Annotated in this window: 21 protein-coding genes and 1 tRNA gene; 15 read left to right on the top strand and 7 right to left on the bottom strand. The window is 70.2% G+C overall.

What is annotated here, in order from left to right; all coding sequences use genetic code 11:
• Nucleotides 1-282 precede the first annotated feature (282 nt).
• The 7 genes from FKR81_RS18775 (at nucleotide 283) to FKR81_RS18745 (ending at nucleotide 9,331) form a co-directional block, all read left to right on the top strand.
• Complete coding sequence (locus FKR81_RS18775) at nucleotides 283-1,023, top strand: AfsR/SARP family transcriptional regulator (RefSeq protein WP_146353378.1); 741 nt, start codon at nucleotides 283-285, stop codon at nucleotides 1,021-1,023.
• A gap of 67 nt (nucleotides 1,024-1,090) precedes the next feature.
• Nucleotides 1,091-1,288: a DUF6229 family protein gene (locus tag FKR81_RS18770; protein ID WP_146353377.1), complete on the top strand. Its 198-nt coding sequence runs from the start codon at nucleotides 1,091-1,093 to the stop codon at nucleotides 1,286-1,288.
• A gap of 10 nt (nucleotides 1,289-1,298) precedes the next feature.
• The gene (locus tag FKR81_RS18765) at nucleotides 1,299-4,469 is read left to right on the top strand and encodes a type 2 lanthipeptide synthetase LanM family protein (RefSeq protein ID WP_146353376.1); all 3,171 of its coding nucleotides are present in this window, start codon (nucleotides 1,299-1,301) and stop codon (nucleotides 4,467-4,469) included.
• Between the two features lie 88 nt (nucleotides 4,470-4,557).
• Nucleotides 4,558-6,417: an ABC transporter ATP-binding protein gene (locus tag FKR81_RS18760; protein WP_146353375.1), complete on the top strand. Its 1,860-nt coding sequence runs from the start codon at nucleotides 4,558-4,560 to the stop codon at nucleotides 6,415-6,417.
• The gene (locus FKR81_RS18755) at nucleotides 6,410-7,753 is read left to right on the top strand and encodes an FAD-binding oxidoreductase (protein ID WP_146353374.1); all 1,344 of its coding nucleotides are present in this window, start codon (nucleotides 6,410-6,412) and stop codon (nucleotides 7,751-7,753) included. Before FKR81_RS18760 ends, FKR81_RS18755 begins: the two co-directional genes overlap by 8 nt.
• 66 nt (nucleotides 7,754-7,819) lie before the next feature.
• Nucleotides 7,820-8,224, top strand: coding sequence for an SsgA family sporulation/cell division regulator (locus FKR81_RS18750; RefSeq protein ID WP_186763044.1), 405 nt, complete (start codon nucleotides 7,820-7,822; stop codon nucleotides 8,222-8,224).
• Nucleotides 8,225-8,257: 33 nt separating this feature from the next.
• Nucleotides 8,258-9,331, top strand: a complete 1,074-nt coding sequence (locus FKR81_RS18745) for a glycosyltransferase (RefSeq protein WP_146353372.1) — start codon at nucleotides 8,258-8,260, stop codon at nucleotides 9,329-9,331.
• Here FKR81_RS18745 and FKR81_RS18740 read toward each other — a convergent pair.
• From FKR81_RS18740 to FKR81_RS18725, 4 genes are all read right to left on the bottom strand, one after another.
• Nucleotides 9,321-10,049, bottom strand: a complete 729-nt coding sequence (locus FKR81_RS18740; RefSeq protein ID WP_222598321.1) for an ATP-grasp domain-containing protein — start codon at nucleotides 10,047-10,049, stop codon at nucleotides 9,321-9,323. The two genes, FKR81_RS18745 and FKR81_RS18740, sit on opposite strands and share 11 nt — an antisense overlap.
• An 11-nt stretch (nucleotides 10,050-10,060) precedes the next feature.
• Nucleotides 10,061-10,136 (bottom strand) — tRNA-Asn (locus FKR81_RS18735).
• A 292-nt stretch (nucleotides 10,137-10,428) separates the two neighbouring features.
• A complete protein-coding gene (locus FKR81_RS18730) occupies nucleotides 10,429-10,935 on the bottom strand; it encodes a methylated-DNA--[protein]-cysteine S-methyltransferase (protein WP_146353371.1) in 507 nt (168 codons plus the stop codon).
• Between the two features lie 49 nt (nucleotides 10,936-10,984).
• Nucleotides 10,985-11,326, bottom strand: a complete 342-nt coding sequence (locus FKR81_RS18725) for an MmcQ/YjbR family DNA-binding protein (RefSeq protein WP_146353370.1) — start codon at nucleotides 11,324-11,326, stop codon at nucleotides 10,985-10,987.
• A gap of 40 nt (nucleotides 11,327-11,366) precedes the next feature.
• Between FKR81_RS18725 and FKR81_RS18720 the strand changes: the two genes are divergently transcribed.
• The 3 genes from FKR81_RS18720 to FKR81_RS18710 all read left to right on the top strand — a co-directional run bounded on the left by FKR81_RS18720 (nucleotide 11,367) and on the right by FKR81_RS18710 (nucleotide 14,422).
• On the top strand, nucleotides 11,367-12,233 hold the full coding sequence (locus FKR81_RS18720; protein ID WP_146353369.1) for a sigma-70 family RNA polymerase sigma factor: 867 nt from the start codon (nucleotides 11,367-11,369) through the stop codon (nucleotides 12,231-12,233).
• Between the two features lie 48 nt (nucleotides 12,234-12,281).
• Nucleotides 12,282-13,043 (top strand): SDR family NAD(P)-dependent oxidoreductase, encoded by a 762-nt coding sequence (locus FKR81_RS18715; RefSeq protein ID WP_146353368.1) that lies wholly within the window; start codon nucleotides 12,282-12,284, stop codon nucleotides 13,041-13,043.
• Between the two features lie 254 nt (nucleotides 13,044-13,297).
• Nucleotides 13,298-14,422: an HNH endonuclease signature motif containing protein gene (locus tag FKR81_RS18710; protein WP_146353367.1), complete on the top strand. Its 1,125-nt coding sequence runs from the start codon at nucleotides 13,298-13,300 to the stop codon at nucleotides 14,420-14,422.
• Between the two features lie 340 nt (nucleotides 14,423-14,762).
• Here FKR81_RS18710 and FKR81_RS18705 read toward each other — a convergent pair whose 3' ends face one another.
• The gene (locus FKR81_RS18705) at nucleotides 14,763-15,494 is read right to left on the bottom strand and encodes an alpha/beta hydrolase (RefSeq protein ID WP_146353366.1); all 732 of its coding nucleotides are present in this window, start codon (nucleotides 15,492-15,494) and stop codon (nucleotides 14,763-14,765) included.
• A gap of 244 nt (nucleotides 15,495-15,738) precedes the next feature.
• On the opposite strand from FKR81_RS18705, the gene FKR81_RS18695 reads away from it, so the two are divergent.
• The gene (locus FKR81_RS18695) at nucleotides 15,739-17,034 is read left to right on the top strand and encodes an alpha/beta hydrolase family protein (RefSeq protein ID WP_222598320.1); all 1,296 of its coding nucleotides are present in this window, start codon (nucleotides 15,739-15,741) and stop codon (nucleotides 17,032-17,034) included.
• Between the two features lie 28 nt (nucleotides 17,035-17,062).
• Complete coding sequence (locus tag FKR81_RS18690) at nucleotides 17,063-18,127, top strand: quinone-dependent dihydroorotate dehydrogenase (RefSeq protein WP_146353364.1); 1,065 nt, start codon at nucleotides 17,063-17,065, stop codon at nucleotides 18,125-18,127.
• On the opposite strand, the gene FKR81_RS18685 is transcribed toward FKR81_RS18690, so the two are convergent.
• A complete protein-coding gene (locus FKR81_RS18685) occupies nucleotides 18,124-19,041 on the bottom strand; it encodes an SDR family NAD(P)-dependent oxidoreductase (protein WP_146353363.1) in 918 nt (305 codons plus the stop codon). The two genes, FKR81_RS18690 and FKR81_RS18685, sit on opposite strands and share 4 nt — an antisense overlap.
• 105 nt (nucleotides 19,042-19,146) lie before the next feature.
• Between FKR81_RS18685 and FKR81_RS18680 the strand changes: the two genes are divergently transcribed.
• From FKR81_RS18680 to FKR81_RS18670, 3 genes are all read left to right on the top strand, one after another.
• Nucleotides 19,147-19,680 (top strand): TetR/AcrR family transcriptional regulator, encoded by a 534-nt coding sequence (locus tag FKR81_RS18680; protein ID WP_235921633.1) that lies wholly within the window; start codon nucleotides 19,147-19,149, stop codon nucleotides 19,678-19,680.
• Nucleotides 19,681-19,763: 83 nt separating this feature from the next.
• Entirely contained in the window at nucleotides 19,764-20,666 is a 903-nt protein-coding gene (locus FKR81_RS18675) for a PPC domain-containing protein (protein WP_146353361.1), read from the top strand.
• On the top strand, nucleotides 20,597-21,595 hold the full coding sequence (locus FKR81_RS18670) for a hypothetical protein (RefSeq protein ID WP_146353360.1): 999 nt from the start codon (nucleotides 20,597-20,599) through the stop codon (nucleotides 21,593-21,595). Before FKR81_RS18675 ends, FKR81_RS18670 begins: the two co-directional genes overlap by 70 nt.
• Here FKR81_RS18670 and FKR81_RS18665 read toward each other — a convergent pair.
• Nucleotides 21,592-23,373, bottom strand: coding sequence for a cellulase family glycosylhydrolase (locus FKR81_RS18665; RefSeq protein ID WP_146353359.1), 1,782 nt, complete (start codon nucleotides 23,371-23,373; stop codon nucleotides 21,592-21,594). The genes FKR81_RS18670 and FKR81_RS18665 overlap by 4 nt on opposite strands.
• Nucleotides 23,374-23,377 lie beyond the last annotated feature (4 nt).

The following is a 23,377-nucleotide window of genomic DNA, read 5'->3' as shown; positions in this document are numbered from 1 at the left end:
GCTTTCCCGTGGCGCCTCCGGCCCCCCGACTCCCCCCCCCCCCCCCACCCCCCCTGACCTCGCTGCCGGGACGCCCTTTCGTTCCTGGCCTCGTCTTGACACGTCAGGTGCCGCTTTCGGGACCACCGTTCGCGACTTGGTTCAGTCTTCACTGAAGTAATAGGGCTCGTTGCAGAGTCAGGGTTGCCTCCAGAGGCATCGGTCAGTGTGGCGGCGGTGTGGTGCCGACCCGATAGACCTGTGCTGTGCGGCGCTAGGGGTTGGGCGCCGGTGGAGGGGGATATGGCGGTCTTGGTGCTGGGCCGTCCGGTGGTCAGATCGGACGAGGCGATGCTGCGTCCGGCGCGCCGGATGGCGCGGGTGCTGCTCGGTGTGTTCGCGTTGCGGCCCAACCGGATGCTGTCGCTGGACTGGCTGATCGACGGCCTCTGGTCGGGTCATCCGCCCGCTTCGGCGGCGGCGAACCTGCGGTCGCACATCACCGAGCTGCGCAGGCTGCTGGGGCCGAACCCGAGCATCAGGACGGCGAGCGAGGGCTACGAGCTGGTCGCGTCCCCCGCGGACGTGGACGCGTTGCGGTTCAAGCACCTCGTCGAACAAGGGCGTGGGCACCGCGCCGCCGGAGCCGACGCGGAGGCGGCGCGGTGCCTGTCCACGGCGGTCGAACTGTGGCGTGGTGACGTGCTGGAGGGCGTCGCCGTGCCTGCCGTCGTGCAGGCCGAGGCCGTGGTGCTGGAGGACATGCGGATGTCCGCGATCGAGGAGCTGGTCGACGTCCGGCTGCTCCTCGGGCAGCACCACGACCTGGTGCCGCAGCTGAAGGGGCTGGTGGTCGAGTACCCGTTGCGCGAACGGCTGTGGCACCAGCTGCTGCTGGCGCTCTGGGCGGACGGCCGCCGCACCGAGGTCCTCGACGCCTACCGGCGGCTTTCCCTTGTGCTGGACACAGAACTGGGTGTCGGGCCGTGTGCCGCGACGACCGAGTTGCACGAGATGGTTCGGCGCAGTCAGACCAGTCGATAGTCGTATGCACCAGCGTGTGCGCGGCGTTCTTAGTGTTCGGATTCTCATTGAGGAAGGGAGCTTTTCAATGACCACTGCAACACTGCTCAAGGCCGAGGAGATCGTGGCTGGCTGGAGGTCCGGGCTGGACTTCGGCGACATGATGAACCCGGCCGGTCCGATGTTCGCCAGCGGCGAGTTCGCCGAGGGTGACATCGTGGCGTGCAACCCTCCGGGGAGCCGTTGTTCGGCGTGCACCGCGTCCCGCCCCGTCTACTGCTGCTGACGGCTCGGCGATGATCAGCGACGAGGTCGGGGAGCTCGACCGCACACTGGAATGGCTGATCGGTCCCGCGTTGGACCGGCTGGCCGCCCAACTGGCCGAGATCACCGATCTCGTCGCCCCCGAAGCAGCGGTGCTCGTCGGTGCCACCCGGCACGCCGTGCACGACGTGGTGCGCCGCAAGGTGAACCGCGTGCTCGTGCTGGAGCTCAACGCCGCCCGCATCACCGGGCAGCTGAAGGCACCGGACCCGGCGGGGCGCTGGGCCGAGTTCATCGGCATCGCCTCGTCACCTTCTTTCTGGGAAGGGCTTTCCCAGCACTACCCCACGCTCGTCGCGCGGCTGGAAACCGTGGTGGACAACCGGTGCGCGGCGGCGCTCACGCTCGCCCGCCGGTTCGCGTCCGACCGGACCGCGCTGACCGAGTTCGTCGGCAACCCGCTCGGCGAGCTGCGCGCGGTCGAGTTCGGCGCGGGTGACAGCCACCGCGGCGGCCACACCGTCACGATGCTGCGCTGCGCGGGCGGCGACGTCGTCTACAAGCCTCGGCCGATGCAGGTCGACGCTCAGCTCGCCCGGCTGCTCGCCGCGCTGGACACGAAGATCCGCGTGCCGCGGGCGCTGGTCATGGACTCCTACGGCTGGGCGGAGCACGTCGAGCACCGCTACTGCGCGAACGACGAGGAGCTGACCGCGTTCTACCGCCACCTCGGGCACTGGCTCGCGGTGATGCGCCTGGTCTCGGGAACGGACCTGCACGCGGAGAACATCATCGCCTGCGGCCCCGTCCCGGTCGTCGTCGACTGCGAAAGCGTCTTCACGCCCCGGCCACCGCACCCGCCGACGGGCGCCGGTGACGCGACGGACGTCGTCGCCGAGCAGCTCAACGGCACCGTCCTGCGCACCGGCCTGCTGCCGGGCCGCGGCGCGGGACTCGGCTGGCGCGGCGTCGACGGGTCCGCGATGGGCGGCCTGCCCGACCAGCAACCGGACATCGGACTGCCCGAGCTGGTCGGCGCGGGCACCGACGAGGCGCACATCGCCGTTGTCCCGCAACAGCTCCGGCCGACGCTGAACCTGCCGTCACCGCAGCCTCAGCTCGCGAAGCACTGGGGCCAGGTCGTCGCCGGGTTCGACGAGATGGCCTTGCAGATCAACGCTTTCGAAGGCCTCGACTCGCTGCTCGCCGGGTTCGCGGACTGCGTGGTGCGCGTCGTCGTGCGCGACTCCGAGGCCTACACCGAGCTCGCGCGCATGCTGTGGCACCCGGCCGGGCTGCACGACCAGGACGCGGCCGTGCGGAAGGCGCAGTCGTTGCTCGCCAGGCATTCCATGAACACCAGGGGCCCTGCCGAGTCGGCCGTGCACGCCGCCGAGGTGGCCGAGCTGCTGACCGGCGACATCCCCGTGTTCACCACGACCCCGGCCGAGGGCTGGCTCCACACGCCCGCGGGCACGGTGTGCGGGCCGCGTCAGGACCAGGTCGCGCTGTCGCTGGAACGCTGGCGCACCGCGGACCTCGACCTCGAACGCCGCGTCACGCACGCCGCACTCGTGAGCGCGTACCTCAACCAGGGCGCGGAACCCGACCTGCACCGGATGTCCACTCCGGACCTGAACACGTCCGATCTGGACGGTCGCCGCCGTTCTTTGGCCGCGGACCTCGTGCGCGAGGTGGTCGCCGAGGCGGTGCGGGGCGACGACGGCACGGCGACGTGGTTCGCCCCGATCCTCGACCGCTCCGGCTGGCAGACGACCCCGCTGACCCCCGACCTGTACGGCGGAACGCTCGGCGTCGCCGTGCTGCTGGCCGGCTACCAGCGCGAGGTGCTCGCCGGTCGCGCCGACCCGGTGCCCGGTGTCGACGAGGTGCTGGACGGCACGCTGCGCACGGCCCGGCTGACCCAGCGGTGGTGGGCGGAACAGGCGACGCACACCAAGCGCCGTCCCGACCCGACCGGCGGCTACATCGGCCTGGGCTCGCAGATCTGGTGCTGGCTGACGCTCGACCGGCTCGGTCACCCGGCGGTCGACGACGCGGTGTTCCTGGCCGAGCAGATGCCCGCGGCCATCGACGCGAGCGAGGGCCCCGACCTCGTGGTCGGTACAGCGGGCGCGATCGTGCCGCTGCTGATGCTGGCCTCCCGCACCGGTTCGCCGGAGTGGACGTCGCTCGCGCTGCAGGTGGGCGTGCAGCTCGCCGACACCGCGCTGTACCCGGCGAAGGGTCAGGTGTGCTGGGGCGTGCCGAACTGGCCAGCGGGCATCGGCGGCTTCGCGCACGGCTCGACCGGCATCGGCTGGGCGCTGGCCCGGCTGACGCTCGCGACCGGCGACCCGCGTTTCGCCCCGCTGGTCTCGGCCGCGTTCGCGTACGAGGAGACCTGGTACGACACGGATCGCGCCGGTTGGCGCGACCCGCGCGAACCCAGCTCGCTCGTCGCCGCGTGGTGTCACGGCGCGGTCGGCGTCGGTCTCGCGGCGGCAGACCTGCAGGCCCGCTCGCCCGAGGGCGGGTACGCGTCCCTGCTTGAGCGAGCTGCTGCTGCCGCTTCCCGCGACGGCTTCGGGTGGACGCACACGCTGTGCCACGGCGACGCGGGCACGTGGGAACTGCTCGCCGCCGCTGGGCACGACCGCACCTCGCTCGACGCGCGGCTGATCGGGAGCCTCGAGACGCACGGCACGACCACCGGGCTGGCGCGCGAGGTGTACTCGCCGAGCCTGATGTCCGGGTCCGGGGGCGTGGCCTACCAGCTGCTGCGCATGCACCCGGAGTGCGACCTGCCGTCCGCGCTGCTGCTCGGCGACCTCGGCGCACCTCTTGAACGGGGTCCCCGCCCGAAGGGGGTCCCCCTGTCTTCAAGTCTGCCAGGCGGCACCGACAAATCCGGGCCCGCGGAGGCAGTTGTCCACAGGTCTGACGCCACCAATCCGATTGGCCACAGCCCTGGCAACCTCGGCGCACCTCTGAACGACCTCAGCGCACCTCTCGAAAAGGGTCCCCGCCCGAAGGGGGTCCCCCTGATTTCAAGTCTGCCAGGCAGCACCGACAAATCCGGGCCCGCGGAGGCAGTTGTCCACAGGCCCAGCTCACCCAATCCGGTTGCCCACGACCCGGTTGCCCACAACGTCGGCTCGCGCGCGCCAGTCCCCGACAGCGCCGGGCCAGGCCGACCTTGATGGGCGGCCTTCCGCGGTAGCGCGCCGTCGTGGCCCCCCACCGTGCGCACGACGGCGCGCTACCACCCACCGACCGAAGGGCGACCCGGTGACCGGAGATCCCGACCCGCGCGACGACGCCCTCAACGTCCCGTACTGGCAGATCGACGAGGCGGCGGGCAAGAACGTCCCGCGCCGGGTGATCCGCACGCTGCCCAAGGTCACCAGCCCGGTCGTGAAGATGATCTGGCAGGCCGCACCCCGCTCCGCCGCGGCGGTCGCCGTGCTCCAGGTGACGTCCGGCCTGTGCGCGGCGTTCGGGCTGTTCGCGACAACGGGCGTGCTCACCGAACTGCTCGCGGGCGGCCCCACCGCGGACCGCGTGGTGGCGGCACTCCCCGCTTTGCTGCTGGTGGCGGCGGCGTACGGTCTCCGCGGCGCGATGGACATCGGGGTCGCGCACGCCCACGCCCGCATCACCCCGGCCGTCCGCAGGCTCGCCGAGGAACGCCTCTACACCGCCAGCCTCGAAGTCGAACTGTCGGCGTTCGACGACGCGGGCTTCTACGACAAGATGCACCGGGCCCGCGACCGCGGCCTCTTCTACCTGGAACGCTCGACCGACAACCTGGTGGAGCTGATCGGCTCGGTGCTCGGCATCCTCGCGGCCGCCAGCAGCCTGGCCGTGCTGCACCCGATCCTGCTGCCGGTGCTGCTGCTGGCCGTGCTCCCCGACGGCTGGGCGGTGCAACGCTCGGCGCTCCTCGCGTACGCCAGCATGGCCCGCGCGGTCACGCTGGACCGGCGCGTGCAGATGGTCGCCGAGCTGGCCACGGAACGCGAACCGGCCGCCGAGATCCGGGCCTGCCAGGCGGAGCCGTTCGTGCTGCGCGAGTACCGGATCGTCGCGGACCCGTTGCGGGACGAGGACATCCGGCGCGGCGTCGCGCAGGCGCGGGTGCGCGGCATCGGCCGCGCGCTGGCCGGCGGCGGGCTCGCGATCACCTACGTCGTCCTCGGCCTGCTCGTGCACGCCGGGTGGGTCGAGCTGGCCATCGCGGGCACCGCGGTCATCGCGATCCGCGCCACGACCACCGCGCTCAACCGGCTCGTGCTCGCCTCGAACCAGCTCGTGGAACAGGGCATGTACGTCGGCGACTACCTGGCGTTCCTCGACGCGGCAGGCGAACCGCGAGCCTCCACGACGACGTCAGCTGATCCGAAGAGGGTCCAGCTCCAGCACGTCGGCTTCACGTACCCGGAGAGCGCGCAGCCGGCGCTGCGCGACGTCACCCTCACCGTCGAACCCGGTCAGACGATCGCGCTGGTCGGCGAGAACGGCTCCGGCAAGACCACGCTCGCCAAGCTGATCGCCGGGCTCTACCGGCCGACGCACGGCAGCATCCGCTGGGGTGGCACCGACGACCCGGCCGCGATCCGCGACCGCGTGATGATGGTGCTGCAGGACCCGATCCGCTGGCCGCACACCGCGCGCGCCAACGTCCGCGTCGGCAGGCACGACCGGGTCGACCACGGCGACCTCGCGCTGAGCTCCGCCGCCGTCCAGTCGGGTGCGGACGAGGTCGTCGACCGGTTGCCGAAGAGCTGGGAAACGCTGCTGTCCAAGCAGTTCCGCGGTGGACTCGAGCTGTCCGGCGGGCAGTGGCAGCGGCTGGCCGTCGCCCGCGGCCTCTACCGGGACGCGCCGCTGCTGATCTGGGACGAGCCGACCGCGCCGCTCGACGCCAAGGCCGAGGCCGCGGTCTACGAGTCGCTGCGCACGCTCGCCGAGGACCGCACCGTCGTGCTGATCACCCACCGGCTCGCGAGCGTCCGGCACGCGGACCGCATCTACCTGCTGCACGAGGGCGAGCTCGCTGAGCAGGGCACCCACGACGAGCTCATCGCGCTCGGCGGCCGGTACGCGGAGCTGCACGACCTCCAGGCCCGGATGTACGCCGATGCCTGACCTCGTGTTCCCCGACGACGACCGGTACGCCCTGTCCCGCAGCCAGTTCATCGGACGCCCACAAGAGGTGCTGCCCCAGGCCATCGCGCGCTGCAAGAACGCCGACGACGTCAGGGAAGCACTCGAACTGGCGCGCCACGAAGGCTGGGAGTTCGCCATCCGAGGCGGCGGGCACAGCAACGCCTGCCACTCCAGCAGCAGCGGCCTGGTGCTCGACCTCTCCCCCGCCGACGAGATCACCTTCGACGGCACGCGCGTCACGGTCGGCGCCGGCGTCCGCGTCGGCCAGGTGGCCCAGCACCTGGCCCCGCACGAGCGACTCGTGCCGTCCGGCTCGTGCCCGTCCGTCGGGCTGGTCGGCGCGGCGCTCGGCGGCGGGTTCGGCAGCCACGGCAGGCAGCACGGCCTGACCTGCGACCACCTCGAGTCCGTCGAGATCGTCCTCGCCGACGGCCGGGTCATCACCGCGGACGCCGACCACGAGCCCGACCTGTTCTGGGCGTTGCGCGGCGCGGGTGGCGGCAACTTCGGCGTCGTCACGAAGGCGGTGTTCCGCACCGTCTCATCACCGGCGCGCACGCACGTCCGGCTCGCCTGGCCGATCGCCCACGCACCCGAGCTGATCCGCCGGTGGCAACGCTGGCCGCAGCCCGACGACGTGTCACTCGAGCTGATCCTGCTCAGCCCCGACCACCCGGACGACCCGCAGCAGGTCGTGATCATCGGCGCGGTCCAGGACGACGAGCACACCGGGTTCCTCGACATCCCGCCCGACCTCGTCGAGACCGCCCGCGTCTCCCGGGCAGGCGCCGCCCAGCTGCACCCGACGCCGTACTCGGCGGTCTCGCTGGACCCGATCGCCATCCCGCTCACCACGGACCGGCCCGGCATGTGCACGTCGAAGACCGAGTTCTTCGACGACCCGCTGCCGGACGACGCGATCGACGCGCTCCTGGCGCACTTCACCGCGGGCCGCGTCCACGGCGAGCTGCGCGAGGTGGCGTTCACGCCGTGGGGCGGCGCGTACGGCCGCGTTCCGTCCGGCGCGACGGCGTTCGCGCACCGCGACGCCGCGTACCTGGTCAAGCACACGGTGCTCGTCGGCCCGGTCGGTGCCGCCCGGCGCGGCCACGAGGCGCTGGACTGGCTCGCGCGCAGCTGGCAATTGACACACCCGCACGGGACGGGCCGCAGCTACGCCAACTTCCCCGACCCGGCGCTCGACAACGCGCTGACCAGCTACTACTCGACGAACCTCGATCGTCTCACCGCCGTGAAGGCCGCCTACGACCCGGAGAACTTCTTCAGGTTCGCACAATCTCTCGAACTCGGTTGAACGTATCTGCGCCCACATCCGTGCGTCTGTTGAGGTATGGCAGAGCGACGGGACGGGGAACGGCGAATGGCCAACGTGACGCGAGTCGGCATCGACACCGTCTTCGAGTTCATCGGACCGGACGGTCGTCCCGCCCCGGTCTCGGTCGAGCTCGGCTACCGGGCCGACGATCCCCACGCGGTCGCCATGACGTTCCGGATGGGCGACAACGCCACCACCTGGCTGATGAGCCGCGACCTGCTCGCCAACGGCATGGTGCACGGCAGCGGCGACGGCGACGTCCGGCTCCGCCCGTTCACCGCTCGGATGGCGATCCTCGAGCTGTACTCCGACGAGGACCACGCCGTGTTCCACGTCCCGGTCGGCGGGCTCCAGGCGTTCCTCAACAGCACCTACGACGTCGTGCCGCCCGGCCGCGAGTCCGACTTCCTCGACATCGACAGCGCGCTGAGGTCCCTCTTCGGCCAGTGACCGGACTACCGTGTGTCGCAAGGGGGATGCGACATGCGGATCTTGGTCGTCTCGGCACCACTGCTCGGGCACGTGTTCCCGCTGATGCCGCTGGCGCTCGCGCTGCGCAAGGCAGGTCACGACGTGGTTGTGGCGACCGGCGGTGACGCGCTGAAGGTCCACGAGTCCGGTGTCGACGTCGAGACCGTCATATCGGACACCCACATGGGCCGCCTCGCTCTGCGCACCATGCTCGCCCACCCGCTCGCCGCCAAGTCCGAAGTCGACGGCGCAGGCGACCTGCGCTTCGTGTCGCACCTCTTCGGCGCCGTCGGCAAGCGCATGATCAAAGGCCTGTCCCGCCTGGTCACCCGCTGGTCACCGGACATGATCGTGCACGAACCGCTGGCCGCGGCCGCCGCTGTGATCGCGGAGCGGCACGGGATTCCGGCCGTGGTGCACGACATCTCGCTCTTCGACGGCGTCGAGCTGACGTCCGCGGTGGCCGCGCGGATGCGCGAACCGATCGCGAAGCCGCACGCCGTCCTGCGCACGTCGCCGGCGAGCGTCGCGGACTTCAGCGGCGGCTCGCCGCTGCGGTTCGTCCCGTACAGCGGCGAAGGCCCGGTGCCGGACTGGCTGAGCACCCCGTCGCCGCGGCCGCGGATCCTGGTCAGCCGCAGCACCGTGTCCGGGCCGGGCGGCGCGAAGATGATGACCGCCGTCGCCGCGGCGGCGGGCCAGGTCGACGCCGAGTTCGTGGTCGTGCGCCCCAAGTCCGGGGAAGCGTTGCCGGACAACGTCCGCGCCGTCGACTGGGTGCCGCTCACCGCGGTCCTGCCGCGCTGCGCCGCGGTCGTGCACCACGGCGGAGCGGGCACGACGCTGAGCGCGCTCGCCGCGGGCATCCCGCAGCTGATCGAACCCGGCGTCGGCGACCGCACCCGGCACGCCTCGTTGGTCACCGCGCGCGGTGCGGGCCTGTCCGCGACGCCGTCGGAGATCACGCCCGAGCTGCTGACCCGGCTGATCCGCGACACCGGGCTCGCCAGGTCGGCGAAGGAGGTCAGCGCGGAGATCGCCGCGATGCCGTCGCCGACCAGGGTGGCCGCCCGGCTCACGGAATGAGGGGCCGGAGGAACCGCCGGTCGTGCTCGGCCACCTCGCCGAGCGGACCGGCCGAGCGCAGCACCACGTCCAGCACCCGGTCGAGGTCGGACGCGTAGGGCTGGCTGAACCACGCCATGTTCGCCTCGACCACGGCGAGCCACGCGCGCGGATCGTCCGGTGGTCCGGTGACGCCGACGTCCACGACGACGGCGCTCGGCAGACCCGGTAGCGCCTCCGCGAACTCCCGCACCCGCGGGTCGAGCGGTCCGGGATCGAGGCGGCCCCACGTCGCGTACCGCGAACCCGTGTGCACCGCGCCGTCGAGCAGGAAGAGCCGGTGCTCGGCCGCGAACTCCACGACCTCGCTCACCAGCACGGCCGTGTCGTCCGGCACCTCCAACGGCAGGTCGCCGTCGTAGACGCGGGCGGTGAAGCTCTTGCTGCTCGGCGGTTTCACGAACACCGGCCCGCGCAGCGACCGCGCGTCGCCCATCGTCATCGCCCGCACTTCACGACGGGTCAGCGACGACGGCAACGACGGCAGCCACGAGTCGGCCGGTTCCAGCAGGCCGATCCCCAGCCGAGCCGCGATGCGGTCGGCGTGCAGCGGCCCGCCGCAGTAGTGGACGAGCCCACCCGAGGCTTCGGCCACGACCTCGATGCCGCGCCACGCCGCGACCTGCGCCAGCCGTGTGGTGGCCTGCGCCGAGCGCGGGACGAGCAGCACCCTGTTCACGTTCAGTTCCTTGGCAGTCGATCCGGGACTTGAACCCGGTCCTCCGCATTAATAGTGCGACGGCCTCACCAGTCAGCCGCATCGACCACGTGCATGTCTGTTCTGTTCCACTCTGGAGTTGCCAAAGAGCGAACTAATTCTTTTTCGCGCGCGCAAAAAGAAAGCCGCCCTGGTCGGCAATCCCGACGGGCGGCTCCCTGACGTGACGAAACGCCTGTCACGGTGGGGAGCCTGCGATGGTCAGCGTGAAGTCGCGGTGCGCACACCGCGGCTCACGAGTCGAGATACCGGCCATGGCTGACCCCTTCGATTGACGTAGCGCTCATCATTCCGGACCACACGATCCGCGTCAATGAATTTGTTGAATTGCACGCGTAACTCAGATCGCGAGCACCTGAAGTCCTCGCTCGTGCGCGAGCAGGCCGCGCTTGCGTTCGATGCCGCCGCCGTACCCGGTGAGGTCGCCGGTCGAGCCGACGACCCGGTGGCACGGCACGATGATGCTGATCGGGTTCTTGCCGTTGGCGAGCCCCACCGCGCGCGAAGCAGTAGGCCTGCCGATCAACGCGGCGAGCTCGCCGTACGACACGGTCTCGCCGTACGGGATGTCCAGCAGCGCTTTCCACACGGTCTGCTGGAACGGCGTGCCGTTCAGCTCCAGCGGCAGGTCGAACGTCGTGCGCGTGCCCGCGAAGTACTCGCCCAGCTGCGCGGTGACGGCACCGAACGGCTCCTCGAAACTCTCCTCGGAGCGCGGGCCGAACGTCTCGTACGCCGGGAGGTGGCGCTGCTCGGTCATGTAGAGACCCACGAGGGCGCCGTCCTCGGCGACCAGGGTCAGCGGGCCCATCGGGCTGTCGATCTCGGTGTGCACTCGAACTGGCATGGAACCAGTCTGCCCAACCCGCGAAGGCCCTTCTCGCGGGAATCGGACATCACCGTTCCAGGTGCTCCCTGATCACCTTCTTGGGCACGCACATCATCCACGCGCCCGTGACCAGCTCTTCCATCTCGTCCCGGTCGATGGCGTCCATCCGCACGTGCACCCAGTGGAACCTCATGTCCGACGTGCTCGGCATGGCGAACTTGTGCGGCTCGCTCGCGACGAGCGCTTCCCGTTGCTCCTTGGGAAAACCGAAGCCCATGACCGTCTCGTCCTGGGACAGGGCCACGTAGACGATCTGGCCGACGCGGAACTTCACCCGATCCCTGATCAGGTGCTCGGAGGTGCGCGGCAACGACATCGCCACGCGGCGCACGTCTTCGGCGGTGACCACGTCCAGCACGATAGAACGCCTTCGCGGCTAGCGTTGCGGAATGGACGAACGCGCGTTCGACCCGTTCCGCGGTGAGCTGCTGGCGCACTGCTACCGGATGCTCGGCTCGTTCCACGACGCCGAGGACGCGCTCCAGGAGACGTTGATCAGGGCGTGGCGCAACCTCGAGCACTTCGAGGGCTCGCTGCGACCGTGGCTGTACAAGATCGCCACCAACCGGTGCCTCACCGCGCTCGGACGGCGCAGGGAGCTGCCGGTCGACGTCGACCCGGCCACGCCGCTCGCCGAAATCGTGTGGCTGGAACCGTTCCCGGACGATCCCGAGTCCGGCTACCTCGCGCGGGAACGGGTCGAGCTCGCGTTCGTCGCCGCACTGCAACACCTCCCGGCCCGGCAGCGCGCCGTGCTGATCCTGCGCGAGGTGCTGGAGTTCCCCGCGAGCGAGGTCGCCGTCCTGCTGGACACCACGGTCGCGTCGGTCAACAGCGCGCTGCAACGCGCCCGCGCCGCCGTTCCCGCACCGCAGCCCCAGAACGACGACGTCGGCGACCTCGCCGAGCGGTACGCCGCAGCGTGGGAACGCGGTGACGTCGACGCGATCGTCGGCATGCTCACCGAGGACGCGAAGTTCTCCATGCCGCCGCTGCCCGAGTGGTACGCGGGCCACGACGCGATCCGCGGCTTCCTCACCGGCGGCCCGCTCACCAGCCCATGGCGTTTCCTGCCCACCCGCGCGAACGGTCAGCTCGCGTTCGGCACCTACCTGTGGGACGGCTCCGCGTTCCTGCCCGGCGGGCTGGACGTCGTCACCACGCGCGACGGGCGGATCAGCGAGGTCGTCTCGTTCCTCGAAGCGGACCTCACCCTGTTCGGGCTGCCCGAAAAGATCTCTCGCCAGCAGCGATGAGTTCGGGCGCCGACGCGGGTTACAAGGTCACACCCGTTGGAGGCGCACATGTTGCTCGAGGACAGGAACGCGATCATCTACGGCGGCGGCGGTCAGATCGGCGGCGCCATCGCACGTGCTTTCGCGCGCGAAGGCGCACGCGTCCACCTCACCGGACGCACCCGGACCACGCTGGAGAAGGTCGCGGACGACATCCGCGCGCAAGGCGGCCGAGCCGAGACCGCCGAGGTCGACGCACTGGACGAAGCGGCGGTCGACGCGCACGCCGACGCGGTCGCGCGGGACGCGGGCGGCATCGACATCTCCCTCAGCGTGATCGCCGACGGCGACGTGCAGGGCACACCGGTGGCCGGCATGTCCCTGGACGACTACCTCCGTCCCGTGACGACCGCTGTGACGTCGAAGTTCCTCACCGCGCGGGCGGCCGCACGGCACATGATCCCGCGACGCTCCGGCGTGATCATGATGTTCGGCGGCACCGGCAACCTCAGCGCGATCCGCGACTACCACGTCGGCGGCTTCCTGACCGCACTGGACGCCGCGGAGTCCCTGCGCCGCCAGCTCGCCGTCGAGCTCGGCCGGTACGGCATCCGGGTCGTCACGCTGCGGACCAGCGGCGTGCCCGAGACCCTCGGCGCCGACTTCCTCGAACGCGAGGCGATCGAGCGGTTGATCGTCGACCCGACCCTGCTCGGTCGCGCCGCCACGCTGGAGGACGTCGGCAACGTCGCCGTCTTCGCCGCGTCGGACTGGGCTCGGACGCTCACCGGCACCGCCATCAACATGACCTGCGGCGCCGACCTGGACTGAGGGTTGCCGGGCTGCGCCCGGACCACGAGTGATGCCTCCTCCGTCGGCGTCACTCGTACCGGATTCTTGGGTGACTTGACACCGTGGTCCCGATCCGGCGGTCGGCTTTCGTTGTTTGGTTCCGCTGGCTCCGTGGTCGCCGGGCGGTGGCTCGCCTTTTCGTTCTTCTTTCCTTCCACCGCAACGATTATGCATGAGTACGTGACTCTAATGAGTGATGCCCGTTCGAACAATTGTGCGGTAATATTGTTGTTATGGACATCGAGGGGGCTCTCGACACAATCCAGCACTGCCAGAAACAGATCGACTACTGGCAGGCTCAGCAGGTTCGCGCATTGGGCGAATACGCCGAGTTGACGTGGCAGGACGAGTTCGCGTCCTCCGAGATCGCGGCGATGATGCACTGGACCCGGAACTGGACCGAGGACCGCATGATGGTCTCCCGGGATCTCGTGTCGCGGCTGCCCGCGACGGTCGACGCCCTGGAGAAGGGTGAGATCGACCTGTACAAGGCGCAGATCATCCACACGCAGACCCTTCCGCTGTCCGCCGAGCACGCGGCCGAGGTCGAGCAGCGGGTGCTGATCAAGGCGCCGGAGCAGACCAGTGTGCAGATGCGGCAGCGCGGGCGGCGGATCGTGATGAGCGTCGACCCCGACGGCACGCGTGAACGCGTCGCGGAGAAGAAAGCCGCCCGCGCCGCCGGGATACGGTCCCTCGAAGACGACATGGCGATGTTGTGGATCAATATGCCCGCCGACAAGGCCATGGTCAGCTGGCTGCGGGTGGACAAGCTGGCCGAGGAGGCGAAGTTCCCCGGTGACACCCGCACGCTCAACCAGCGTCGCGCGGACGTCATCGCTGACCTGCTTCTGGCGACCCCGGACAACGCGAGCCCGGTCCAGGTTCAGCTGATGGTCACCGTCTCGGCCACCACCCTGATGGGTCTCGACGAGCATCCCGGCGAGTTGGAGGGCTACGGGCCGATCAGCGCCGACCTGGCCCGCGAGTTGGCGGGGGATGCGACGTGGCGGCGGTTGCTCACCGACCCGGCCTCCGGCGCGCTGCTCGATGTGGGTACCAGCACCTACCGGCCCCCGGCTCATCTGCGGCGGTTCCTGTGGGCGCGGGACAAGACCTGCCGAATGATCGGCTGCACCGCGCGGGCCAGCCGCTGCGAGGTCGACCACACCATCCCCTACCCCGCGGGCCCGACCGCGGACCACAACAACGGCATGTTCTGCACCCACGACCACCGCCTCAAACACGAATCCGGCTGGCAAATCACGCAGCCAAGCCCAGGCACATTCAAATGTGTCAGCCCCACCGGCCGCGTCTACACCCGCGAACCCGAACCGGCCCTCCCCGGCTTCCACTAACAAACAAAGAAAAGAACGAAAAGGCGAGCCACCGCCCGGCGACCACGGAGCCAGCGGAACCAAACAACGAAAGCCGACCGCCGGATCGGGACCACGGTGCCACGCCACCCAAGAATCCGGTACGAGTGACGCCGACAGAGGAGGCATCACTCGTGGTCCGGGCGCAGCCCGGCAACCCCGCAAGCCACAGCGAGCAGGAAACGAGCCACAACGGCAGGCGGGACACAAGGATGACGAAGCCCGGTAACGAAGCCCGGCACCGCTCATCGAGGAAGGCCGGGACCATCCTCGATGAGCGGCATCGTGGCCGACAGCCCCTATCGTCCGCTGCCGACCGGCCTCACTTCAGGTGCCGGGCGAAGAACCGATTCCCGTCGTCCCCTTCGAATGCCGGAACGCCGGTGTGCCCACCCATGTTGGCGTGCAGCGTCTTCTCCTTGGAACCAAACGCGTCGAACAGGTCCAGCGCCATCTGCCGGTCGTTCCCCTCGTCGTCCCACTGCAGCAGGACCTGCAGCGGAATGGTGACCTGCCGGGCCTCCTCGAACATGCTGCGAGGCACGAAACTCCCGGCGAACAGAAGGGCGGCCGAGATGCGCGGCTCGACCACCGCCAGCCGGACGCCGATGGAGATCACCCCTCCCGAGTACCCGACCGGGCCGCCGATCTCGGGCAGCGAAAGAAGGGCGTCCAGGGCGGCCTGCCATTCCGGGACCGCCTGGTCGACCAGCGGGAGGACGAGCCGGTCGACGATCTCGTCGGCGACCGGCTCGCCGGCCTGCACTGCCCGGCGCAGGTCGGCGCGGGCCTCCTCGGCGGCGGAGGAACGGGGCCGGTCACCGCTCCCCGGGAGCTCGATGGTGGCCGCGGCGTAGCCCTCCGCCGCGGCGTGCCGGGCCCTGGCCGCCAGGCGGGGGTACATGTTGCGCAGTCCGCCGGGGTGGCCGACCAGGATCAGCGGCGCCGGTGCGGATGCGGATCCGGGCGTCCACAGGATGCCGGGGATCTCGCCGAGGGTGAATTCTCGTTCGAGGACGCCGTCGTCGAAGCGCTGTTCGGAAGTGAATTGCATGGTCGTGCCTTTCAGGAGTGCACTTGAACGGCGCTCCCGGACGACCTATCGCCCGACCATGACCCCTGAGGGGAGCACCCATGTCGATACGTTCACGGGTACCACCTCCTCGGTCTCTCGCACGGCCGCCGGAAAAGTAGCAGTGGTCGCCGTGGTCCGCCAAGGGGTTTCCAAGGTCAGGCGAACCCCAAGTTTTGCCTGACGATCTGGAACGCGGCGTGACGGCGGCCACACGATGTCGGTCATGACACCTGCCGTGCTCGCCGTCGCGCTCGCAGCCAGCATCCTCGCGCCAGTGGACGCGACCACCAGCCCGTGTCCGGCCGAACTCCCCGCCACGACCACCTGTTACGAGGGCCAGGACGCGAACGGGGCGTTCTACACGATCGCCGTCCCGCAGGCGTGGAACCGCTCCCTCGTCGTGCACGCGCACGGCGGGCCGGACCTCGGCGCACCGACACCGGAGCGCAGCAGGGACGACCTCGCGCGGTGGAACGTGATGGTCCGCGAGGGTTACGCGTGGATCGGCTCGTCGTACCGGCGCGGCGGCTACGGCACGCGGATGGCGGCCGAGGACACGGAGAACGTGCGCAAGCTGTTCACGCAGCGGTTCGGCAGGCCGCGCAAGACGATCCTGCACGGCCAGTCGTGGGGCGGGAACGTCGCGGCGAAGGCCGTCGAGATCTACCGCGGCTACGACGCCGCACTGCTGACCAGCGGTGTTCTCGCGGGCGGGTCGCGCGGCTACGACTACCGCGTCGACCTGAAGGCGGTTTACGAGTACTACTGCGGCAAGCACGACCCGCAGACGAGCGCCGAGCTGCGCAAGAAGCTCCAGGAGTGCACCGGTTACCAGACGCCGGTCCGCACCGAGGTGCAGCAGCGCAACCTGGACGACATCCTCGGTGTCACGAAGGTCCCGGAGAGCGCGCTCGCGTCGCATCTCAACTTCGCGACGTTCACGTTCCGCGACATCGTCCACACCAGACTCGGTGACCGGAACCCGTTCAGCAACAAGGGTGTGCGCTACTCCGGTTCGCACGACGACCTGAAACTCAACGCAACCATCGCGCGGTTCGACGCCGACCCGAAAGCCAGGCGGGACCTGTCCTACGACAGCGACATCACCGGCACCGCCCGGATCCCGATCCTCACCGTGCACGCGATCGGTGACCCCACGGCGTTCGTCGAGCACGAGGCCGCCTACCGGGCGAGCATGCGCGGCCGGGACAACCTCGTGCAGACGTTCACCACCGAGGCCGAGCACAGCGCGCTGAGCGACGCCGAGTACGCCAGCGCGATCCGGGCACTCGCGCAGTGGGAGCGCACCGGCCGCAAGCCCACGCCGCGGGGCATCGCCGCGGCCTGCCCGGCCGCCGACGCGAAGTACGGCACCGGCTGCTTCTTCGACCCGGCCTACTCCCCCGGGTCCTACGCGAGCCGGGTCAACCCGCGCCCCGGTGGCCTGCACTGGCCCGCGCTGACGGCCGCGCAGCAGCGGAAGTGGGAACGTCAAGGCGACGTCGGCATCGCGCCCTGAGGGTGGAAAGCGCTTACCCTGGGAGGCGGTGAGCACCTACGGACGTCTGGTCCGCCCGGTCCTGTTCCGGGCGGACCCCGAATGGATCCACGACCGGTCGATCCGGTTCGCGGAGCGCATCGGCACGTCCACGCACACCGTCAACGCGATCGCGCGCCGGTACGAGTCCGCGCACGACAGCCTCGAAACGACCGTGGCCGGCCTCGAGCTGCGCACTCCGCTCGGTCTGGCGGCGGGCTACGACAAGAGCGGCCGGGCGGTGAACACGCTGTCCGCACTGGGTTTCGGCCACGTCGAGATCGGCTCGGTCTCGGCCGACCCGTCGAGCGGAAACCCCAGGCCCAGGCTGTTCCGGCTCCCCGAGCACGAGGCGATCGTCGTGCACTACGGCCTGCCGAACGACGGCGCGGACGAGGTCACGGAACGGCTGGGGCGAGCAAGCAGGCGGGTCCCGGTCGGCGTCAACATCGTCAATACCAACCGCGGCACCGAGGATCCGGAGGACGCGATCATCGCGGACTACGTCCGGTCGGTGCGCAGGCTGCAGGAGCACGCCGACTACCTGTGCCTGAACCTGAGCTGCCCCAACACGAGCGACGGCCGCGGCTTCTTCCACGAGCCGCGCAGGCTGAAGCTGCTGCTGAGCGAGCTGACGATCACCCGCCCGCTGTTCCTGAAGGTCGCCCCGTTCGCCGACGACCGGGCGCTCGAGGTGTTCCTGGAGACCGTCGGGCAGTCCAACGAGGTCGACGGCTTCGCGATCAACCTCCCGGCGGGCAAGCCGCACGGCATCACCAGCGACCTGCCGGGCGCGGTGTCCGGCAAACCCGCCCAGCGCCGGGCGGACGAGACGATCAGGGCGCTGCACCGGAAGATGGACCGCGGCCGATACTCGATCATCGGGTCCGGCGGCGTGTTCACCGCGGAGGACGCCTACCGCAAGATCCGGCTCGGCGCCTCGCTCGTGCAGCTGTTCACGTCGCTCGTCTACCGCGGCCCCGGCGTGGCGAAAGACGTCAACGACGGACTCGCCGCGCTGCTGGAGCGCGACGGAGTCCGCCGCATCGGAGACGTCGTCGGCGTGGACGCTTAGCCTGCCAAGATCTCCTCGGAGACCTTCCACAGCCGCGCGGCCGACTCGGGGTCGATCGCGTACGGCGCGACGCCGGTCCGCTCACCGGGCACGTTGAGCCCGGCTTCCGCGCAGTCCTCGAAGTACTTCCCGCCGACGCCGTCCAGCGCGGGCGAGGTGGCCACGAGCACCGAGGTCGCCGCACCCTGCTCGACCGTCTTCCACACGATCGCGGTGGCGCGCTCGCGGATGCGCCGGTTCAGCTCCTCCTCGTCGATGTGGCGCGTCAGGTTCGTCCGGATCACGCCCGGCATCAACGAGTTGACCGTGATCCCGTCGGCCGCCCACCGCTGCGAGGCCTCGACCGCGAACAGGATGTTCGCCGTCTTGCTCTGGCCGTACGCCTCCCACGGGTTGTACGGGCGCGCCCGGTAGTGGATGTCGTCGAAGACGACGTCCGACCCGAGGTGCCCGGCCGAGCTGACCGACACGACGCGGGCGCCTTCCGACGCGAGCGCGCGGTGCAGGCCGTTGGTCAGTGCGAAGTGGCCGAGGTGGTTGGTCGCGAACTGCAGCTCCCAGCCCTCGGGCGTGTGGGTCAGCGGCGTGGCCATGACGCCGGCGTTGTTGACCAGGATGTGCAGCGGACCGTCCCAGTTCGCCGTGAACGCCGCGACGGACGCCTGGTCGGACAGGTCGAGCCGGGCCACGCCGACCGGCCTGCCGGTGGTGGCGGTGATGTCGACGGCGGTGCGCTGCCCCGCCGCGAGGTCGCGGACGGCCAGCGTCACGTCCGCACCGGCGCCCGCCAGTGCCCGCGCGGTCTCCACCCCGATCCCCGACGAGCCACCGGTGACGACGACCCGGCGACCGGTCAGGTCGATTCCCGCTACGACCTCGGCTGCCGTTGATTGTGCGTTGAACCCCGTGGTCATGATGTTCCCCGTCTGTACACTGAAGCGGAGGTTCCTCCGCTACGGTCCACACTAAGCGGAGGGTCCTCCGTTTTCATTGTGTCCTGTGTCACATCAAGGAGTCCTGTGCGTGCCGACGCCCAACGCAACCGCGACCGCCTGCTGGAGGTGGCGCTCGACGCGTTCACGCACGGGGACACCGACGTGACGCTCGACGCCGTCGCCAAGCGCGCCGGTGTCGGGATCGGCACGCTGTACCGCCACTTCCCCACCCGCGAGGCGCTGATCGAGGCGGTCTACCGCACCGAGCTGGCGAAGCTGTGCGACGCGGCCCCGGAGCTGCTCGCGTCGTTGCCCGCCGACGAGGCCGTCCGGGCGTGGATGGACCGGTTCTTCGACTACATGACGACCAAGCGCGGCATGGCCGACGCGCTCAAGGCCGTCATCGCGTCCGGCGTGAACCCCTACGCGCAGAGCAAGGCCCTGCTCATCGAAGCGCTCAGCCCGTTGCTGGAGAGCGCGGGCTCCGACTCGGACCCGGTCGACGTGCTGGCGTCGCTCAGCGGCATCGCGTTCGCCGCCGGGGAGCCCGAACAGCGTGAGCAGGCGGGCCGAATGCTGGATCTGCTGATGGACGGTTTGCGCTACCGCGCGTCCTGAACAGGCCAACACCGGCGAAAACCTGCGAATCCCGCGCCGCAAGGCGGTTTCCTTGAGCTGAGTCTCAGATTCGGGGGAATCACATGGGGAAACTACTGGCGCTGGTCGCCGCCGCATCGCTTCTCATGAGCGGGCAGGCCGTGGCCGACGAACGGGTTCCGCTCATCCAGGCGGACCCGCTGCTCACCTTTCCGAGCAATCCCAGGAACGTCGACTGGGCGCAGGTCGCGCGCAACCGCGCGGCGAAAGCCCAGGCGAGGGTGCAGAAGCAGGGCAAGCCACCGCTGACCCACGCCGAACGCGAGGCGGTCGGCACCAATGGCGGCAACGACACCCTCGCGAAAGCCGAACGCATCACCGGGTTCGGCACCCAGAAGAAGGTCACCGTCACCGGCAACCTCGCGCCGGACAAGACGATCCCGACGGTGCCCGCGTTCGCGGAGACCAACGACGCCATCCCGCTCGCGAGCGACACCGGGATCCCCGGCAGCAGGCCGTCGCTGCGCACCAGCGGCACGATCGGCGACGGGCCGCACGGCAGCGCAGGCGACCGCACCGGTGACTTCGACTTCTACCGGCTCACCGGCGCCGCCGGCACGTCGGTGACGTTCGAGACGAGCACACCGACCGGTGACCTCGACACGTTCCTGATCCTGTGGGACGACCAGGGGGCGATCTGGAGCATCGCCGACAACACGCCGGGCACCACCGACGCCAGGATGACCGTCCAGCTGATGCCGGGCAGGACGTTCTTCGTCCAGGTCGGTGCGGCGGGAGCGCACGCGTTCCGGCCGACCCGAAGAAGCCGGGCACCGGGTCGGGTGTCGGCACCGAAGGGCCGTACGACCTGCGGATCACCAGCGGCAAGAGCCACGGCGACCTCGACTACTACGCGGTCGACCTGCGCGCGGGCGACGTGCTCGGCGGTTCGCTCAGCGGTTCGGGCTCGCGGCTCGCGGTGTACGACCCGGCGGGCCGCGAGGTGATGGGGTCGTCGCAGGACATCACCGCCATCTACGCCATCGACTCGCCGTTGCCCGGCGGCGGCAACGCCGTCGTGGACTTCGTGGCACCCAAGGCCGGGCGCTACGTCGTCGGCGTCGAGGCCGGTGAGGGCGCGTACGAGGCGAGGATCGAGGCATTCCGCCCCGGCACCGAGACCACGCCGCGCGGGACCGTGCAGACGATCTTCCTCGACTTCGACGGCGCCCGCGTCAACACCCGGATCTACGACCCGTCCGGTGGCCTGCGCGACCTCTCGCCGCTGTCGAGGTTCCTCGCCAACTGGGGGCTCACGGCCCGCGACGAGAACGCCGTGATCGACGCGGTCGTGGCGACGGTGCGGGAGAACATCGAGAAGGACATGGCGGCCAAGGGCACCAACCCGCGGTTCGCGGTGCGCGTCCTCAACAGCCGCGACCACTCCGACCCGTGGGGCCAGCCGAACGTGAGCCGCGTGGTCGTCGGCGGCACGACGCTCGAGTCCGGCATCCAGACGATCGGCATCGCGGAGTCCATCGACGCGGGCAACTTCGGCAAGGAGGAGACCGCGCTCGTCCTGCTCGACGAGATCAGCTCGCCCGCGGGCGTGCCGTGGTCGTTGAACACCTATCTGAAGCCGCAGAGCGACCGGATCGGGTTCATCGGCCGCGCGGTCGGCAACATCGTCTCCCACGAGGCCGGGCACATGGCGGGCAACTGGCACCAGGACCCGCGCAGCGACGTGCACGGCATCATGGATCCGGGTGGCAACCCGGACCGGATGTTCGGCGTCGGACCGGACGGCGTCGGTGGCACGGCGGACGACCCGGACGTCGACTTCACCGAGGACGCGTTCAGCCCCGGTGAGGGTTTCAGCGGCGTCGAGGACACCGTCAACCGCACGGCGTGGGCGTACGTCCGCGGCACCGGCTAGCCAACAGTCCTCACCCACGTGGCCAGCTCGGCGCGGGCCGCCTCCACCGGTCCCGCCGAGTTGGTCACGAGCGCGAAGTGCAGTCCGGTGTCCTGTGTGGACAGCAGAAGCCGTTGCACGCCGGGCGTTCCCGGTTCCGGAGCGACCGTCGACGGCACGTCGCTCACGACCGTCGGCGAGCTGAACGACGCGGGCAGGTGCAGCTCGGTCGGCGCGGCCACACCGTTGGACCGCCACACCAGCACGCCGAACTGACCGGCACCGACGAGCGCTTTGACCGCGGGCATGGACGCCGGGATCTGGTTCCAGGACAACACGTTCTTGCCGTCCTGCGCCCGGTCCTCGTAGGTGAACGCGATCGTCTTCCCAGCGACCGCGCGCGGGAACATCCGGTCCACCACGCGTCCGTCGACGTTGAGCACCGGCCCGCCGTCCAACCGCACGGCCGAGAAGTGCTCGTCGTTCATCGCGTCGCCGTCGGTGAGCACCTTGTCCGGGTTGTTGTTCATCAGCTCCTTGTGCCGGCCGTAGTTGATGTCCCAGTGCCACTGGCTGCCGGAGAGCACCGGACCGGACGCGGCCGCCTCGCTCCACCACCGCGCGCCGGGCACGCGGGAGTCCAGCGCCTGGTACATCCCTTTCAGGACACTGGTGTTCTTGTCGGAGGTGAACCCGGAGACCGGGTGCCCGAACTCGGACACGATCCCGGTCGTCCCCATCGCGGCCGCGCGGTCGCGGATCCGGCTGAAGTCCACCGAGTACTCGCCGTCGCGCGCCTTGCCGGGTTTGAGGACACCGGACTGCGCCTTGCCGTCGTAGAAGTGCGAGTTGAACACGAACCGGTCGCCGAGCGGCGGCACCAGGTCGAACCCGCCCGGCTCGGCGAAGAAACCGACGTTCTGGTTCCAGAACACCAGCGGCTCGACGAACGCCGCCTTGTCCGCCCAGCCGACGTCGTCCATCCGCTGCCGGAAGTGCTGGTAGAACGGCCACAGCAGGTCGCGCTCCCAGGCGAGGCTGGTCTGGCCGTCGTCGTAGCGGCCCGCGTACGGCTCGTTGAGCGGGTTCGCACCGAGCACGAGCCGGAACGCCTCGGCGGACATCGCGGACTTCAGGTGCCCCAGCGCCTCGCCCGCGGCGTGCACGAACTCGTCGCGGATCCGGATCGGGCCGGCTGCCGTGGTGACCTCGCGGTTGTGCCAGAAGTCGTACGTGGCGTCGAGAACCGCCTTGTTCTTCTTCATGTTCTGGCCCCAGTGCACGCAGATCCCGCAGTACTCCTTGGGATAGCCACCGGCGCGCACCACCCACTCGGGCGCGCCGTCGCCGGTGTACCAGCTGCCGGGGTTGAACAGGTACCGCGAGTACAGGTCCTGGTGGAAGTCCACGTACACGCGGATGCCCTGGTCGGTGAACGCGCCGACCTGCTCGGCGACCCGGTCCAGGTACGCGTGGTCGATCTGCCGGGGTTGCGGCTCGATCCACGCCCACGTCACCAGGAACCGCACCGCGTTCGCGCCGGTCAGCTTCCGCATCGCGACCGCGGACGACCGGGCCTCCTCCAGGCTCGCGAAGGGAAGCCCCTTGTGCTCCGCCAGCTTCGACGTGCCCGACACGTTGAAGCCTCTGAGCACGACCTCACGGCCGTGCGCGTCCCGGAACACCCCGTCCGAGACCCGCACCTCCGCTCCGTCGAACCACTGCCCGTCCGGTGCGGCGGCGGCAGCGGCGGTCACGTGAGGAAGCAGCAGGGCCAGTGCCACGATCAGACGCGTCATTGCG

It is taken from the genome of Lentzea tibetensis, assembly GCF_007845675.1.
Taxonomy (GTDB): Bacteria; Actinomycetota; Actinomycetes; order Mycobacteriales; family Pseudonocardiaceae; genus Lentzea; species Lentzea tibetensis.
Note: the sequence above shows the minus strand (reverse complement) of the source record. Positions and strands in the feature narration are given on the sequence as shown.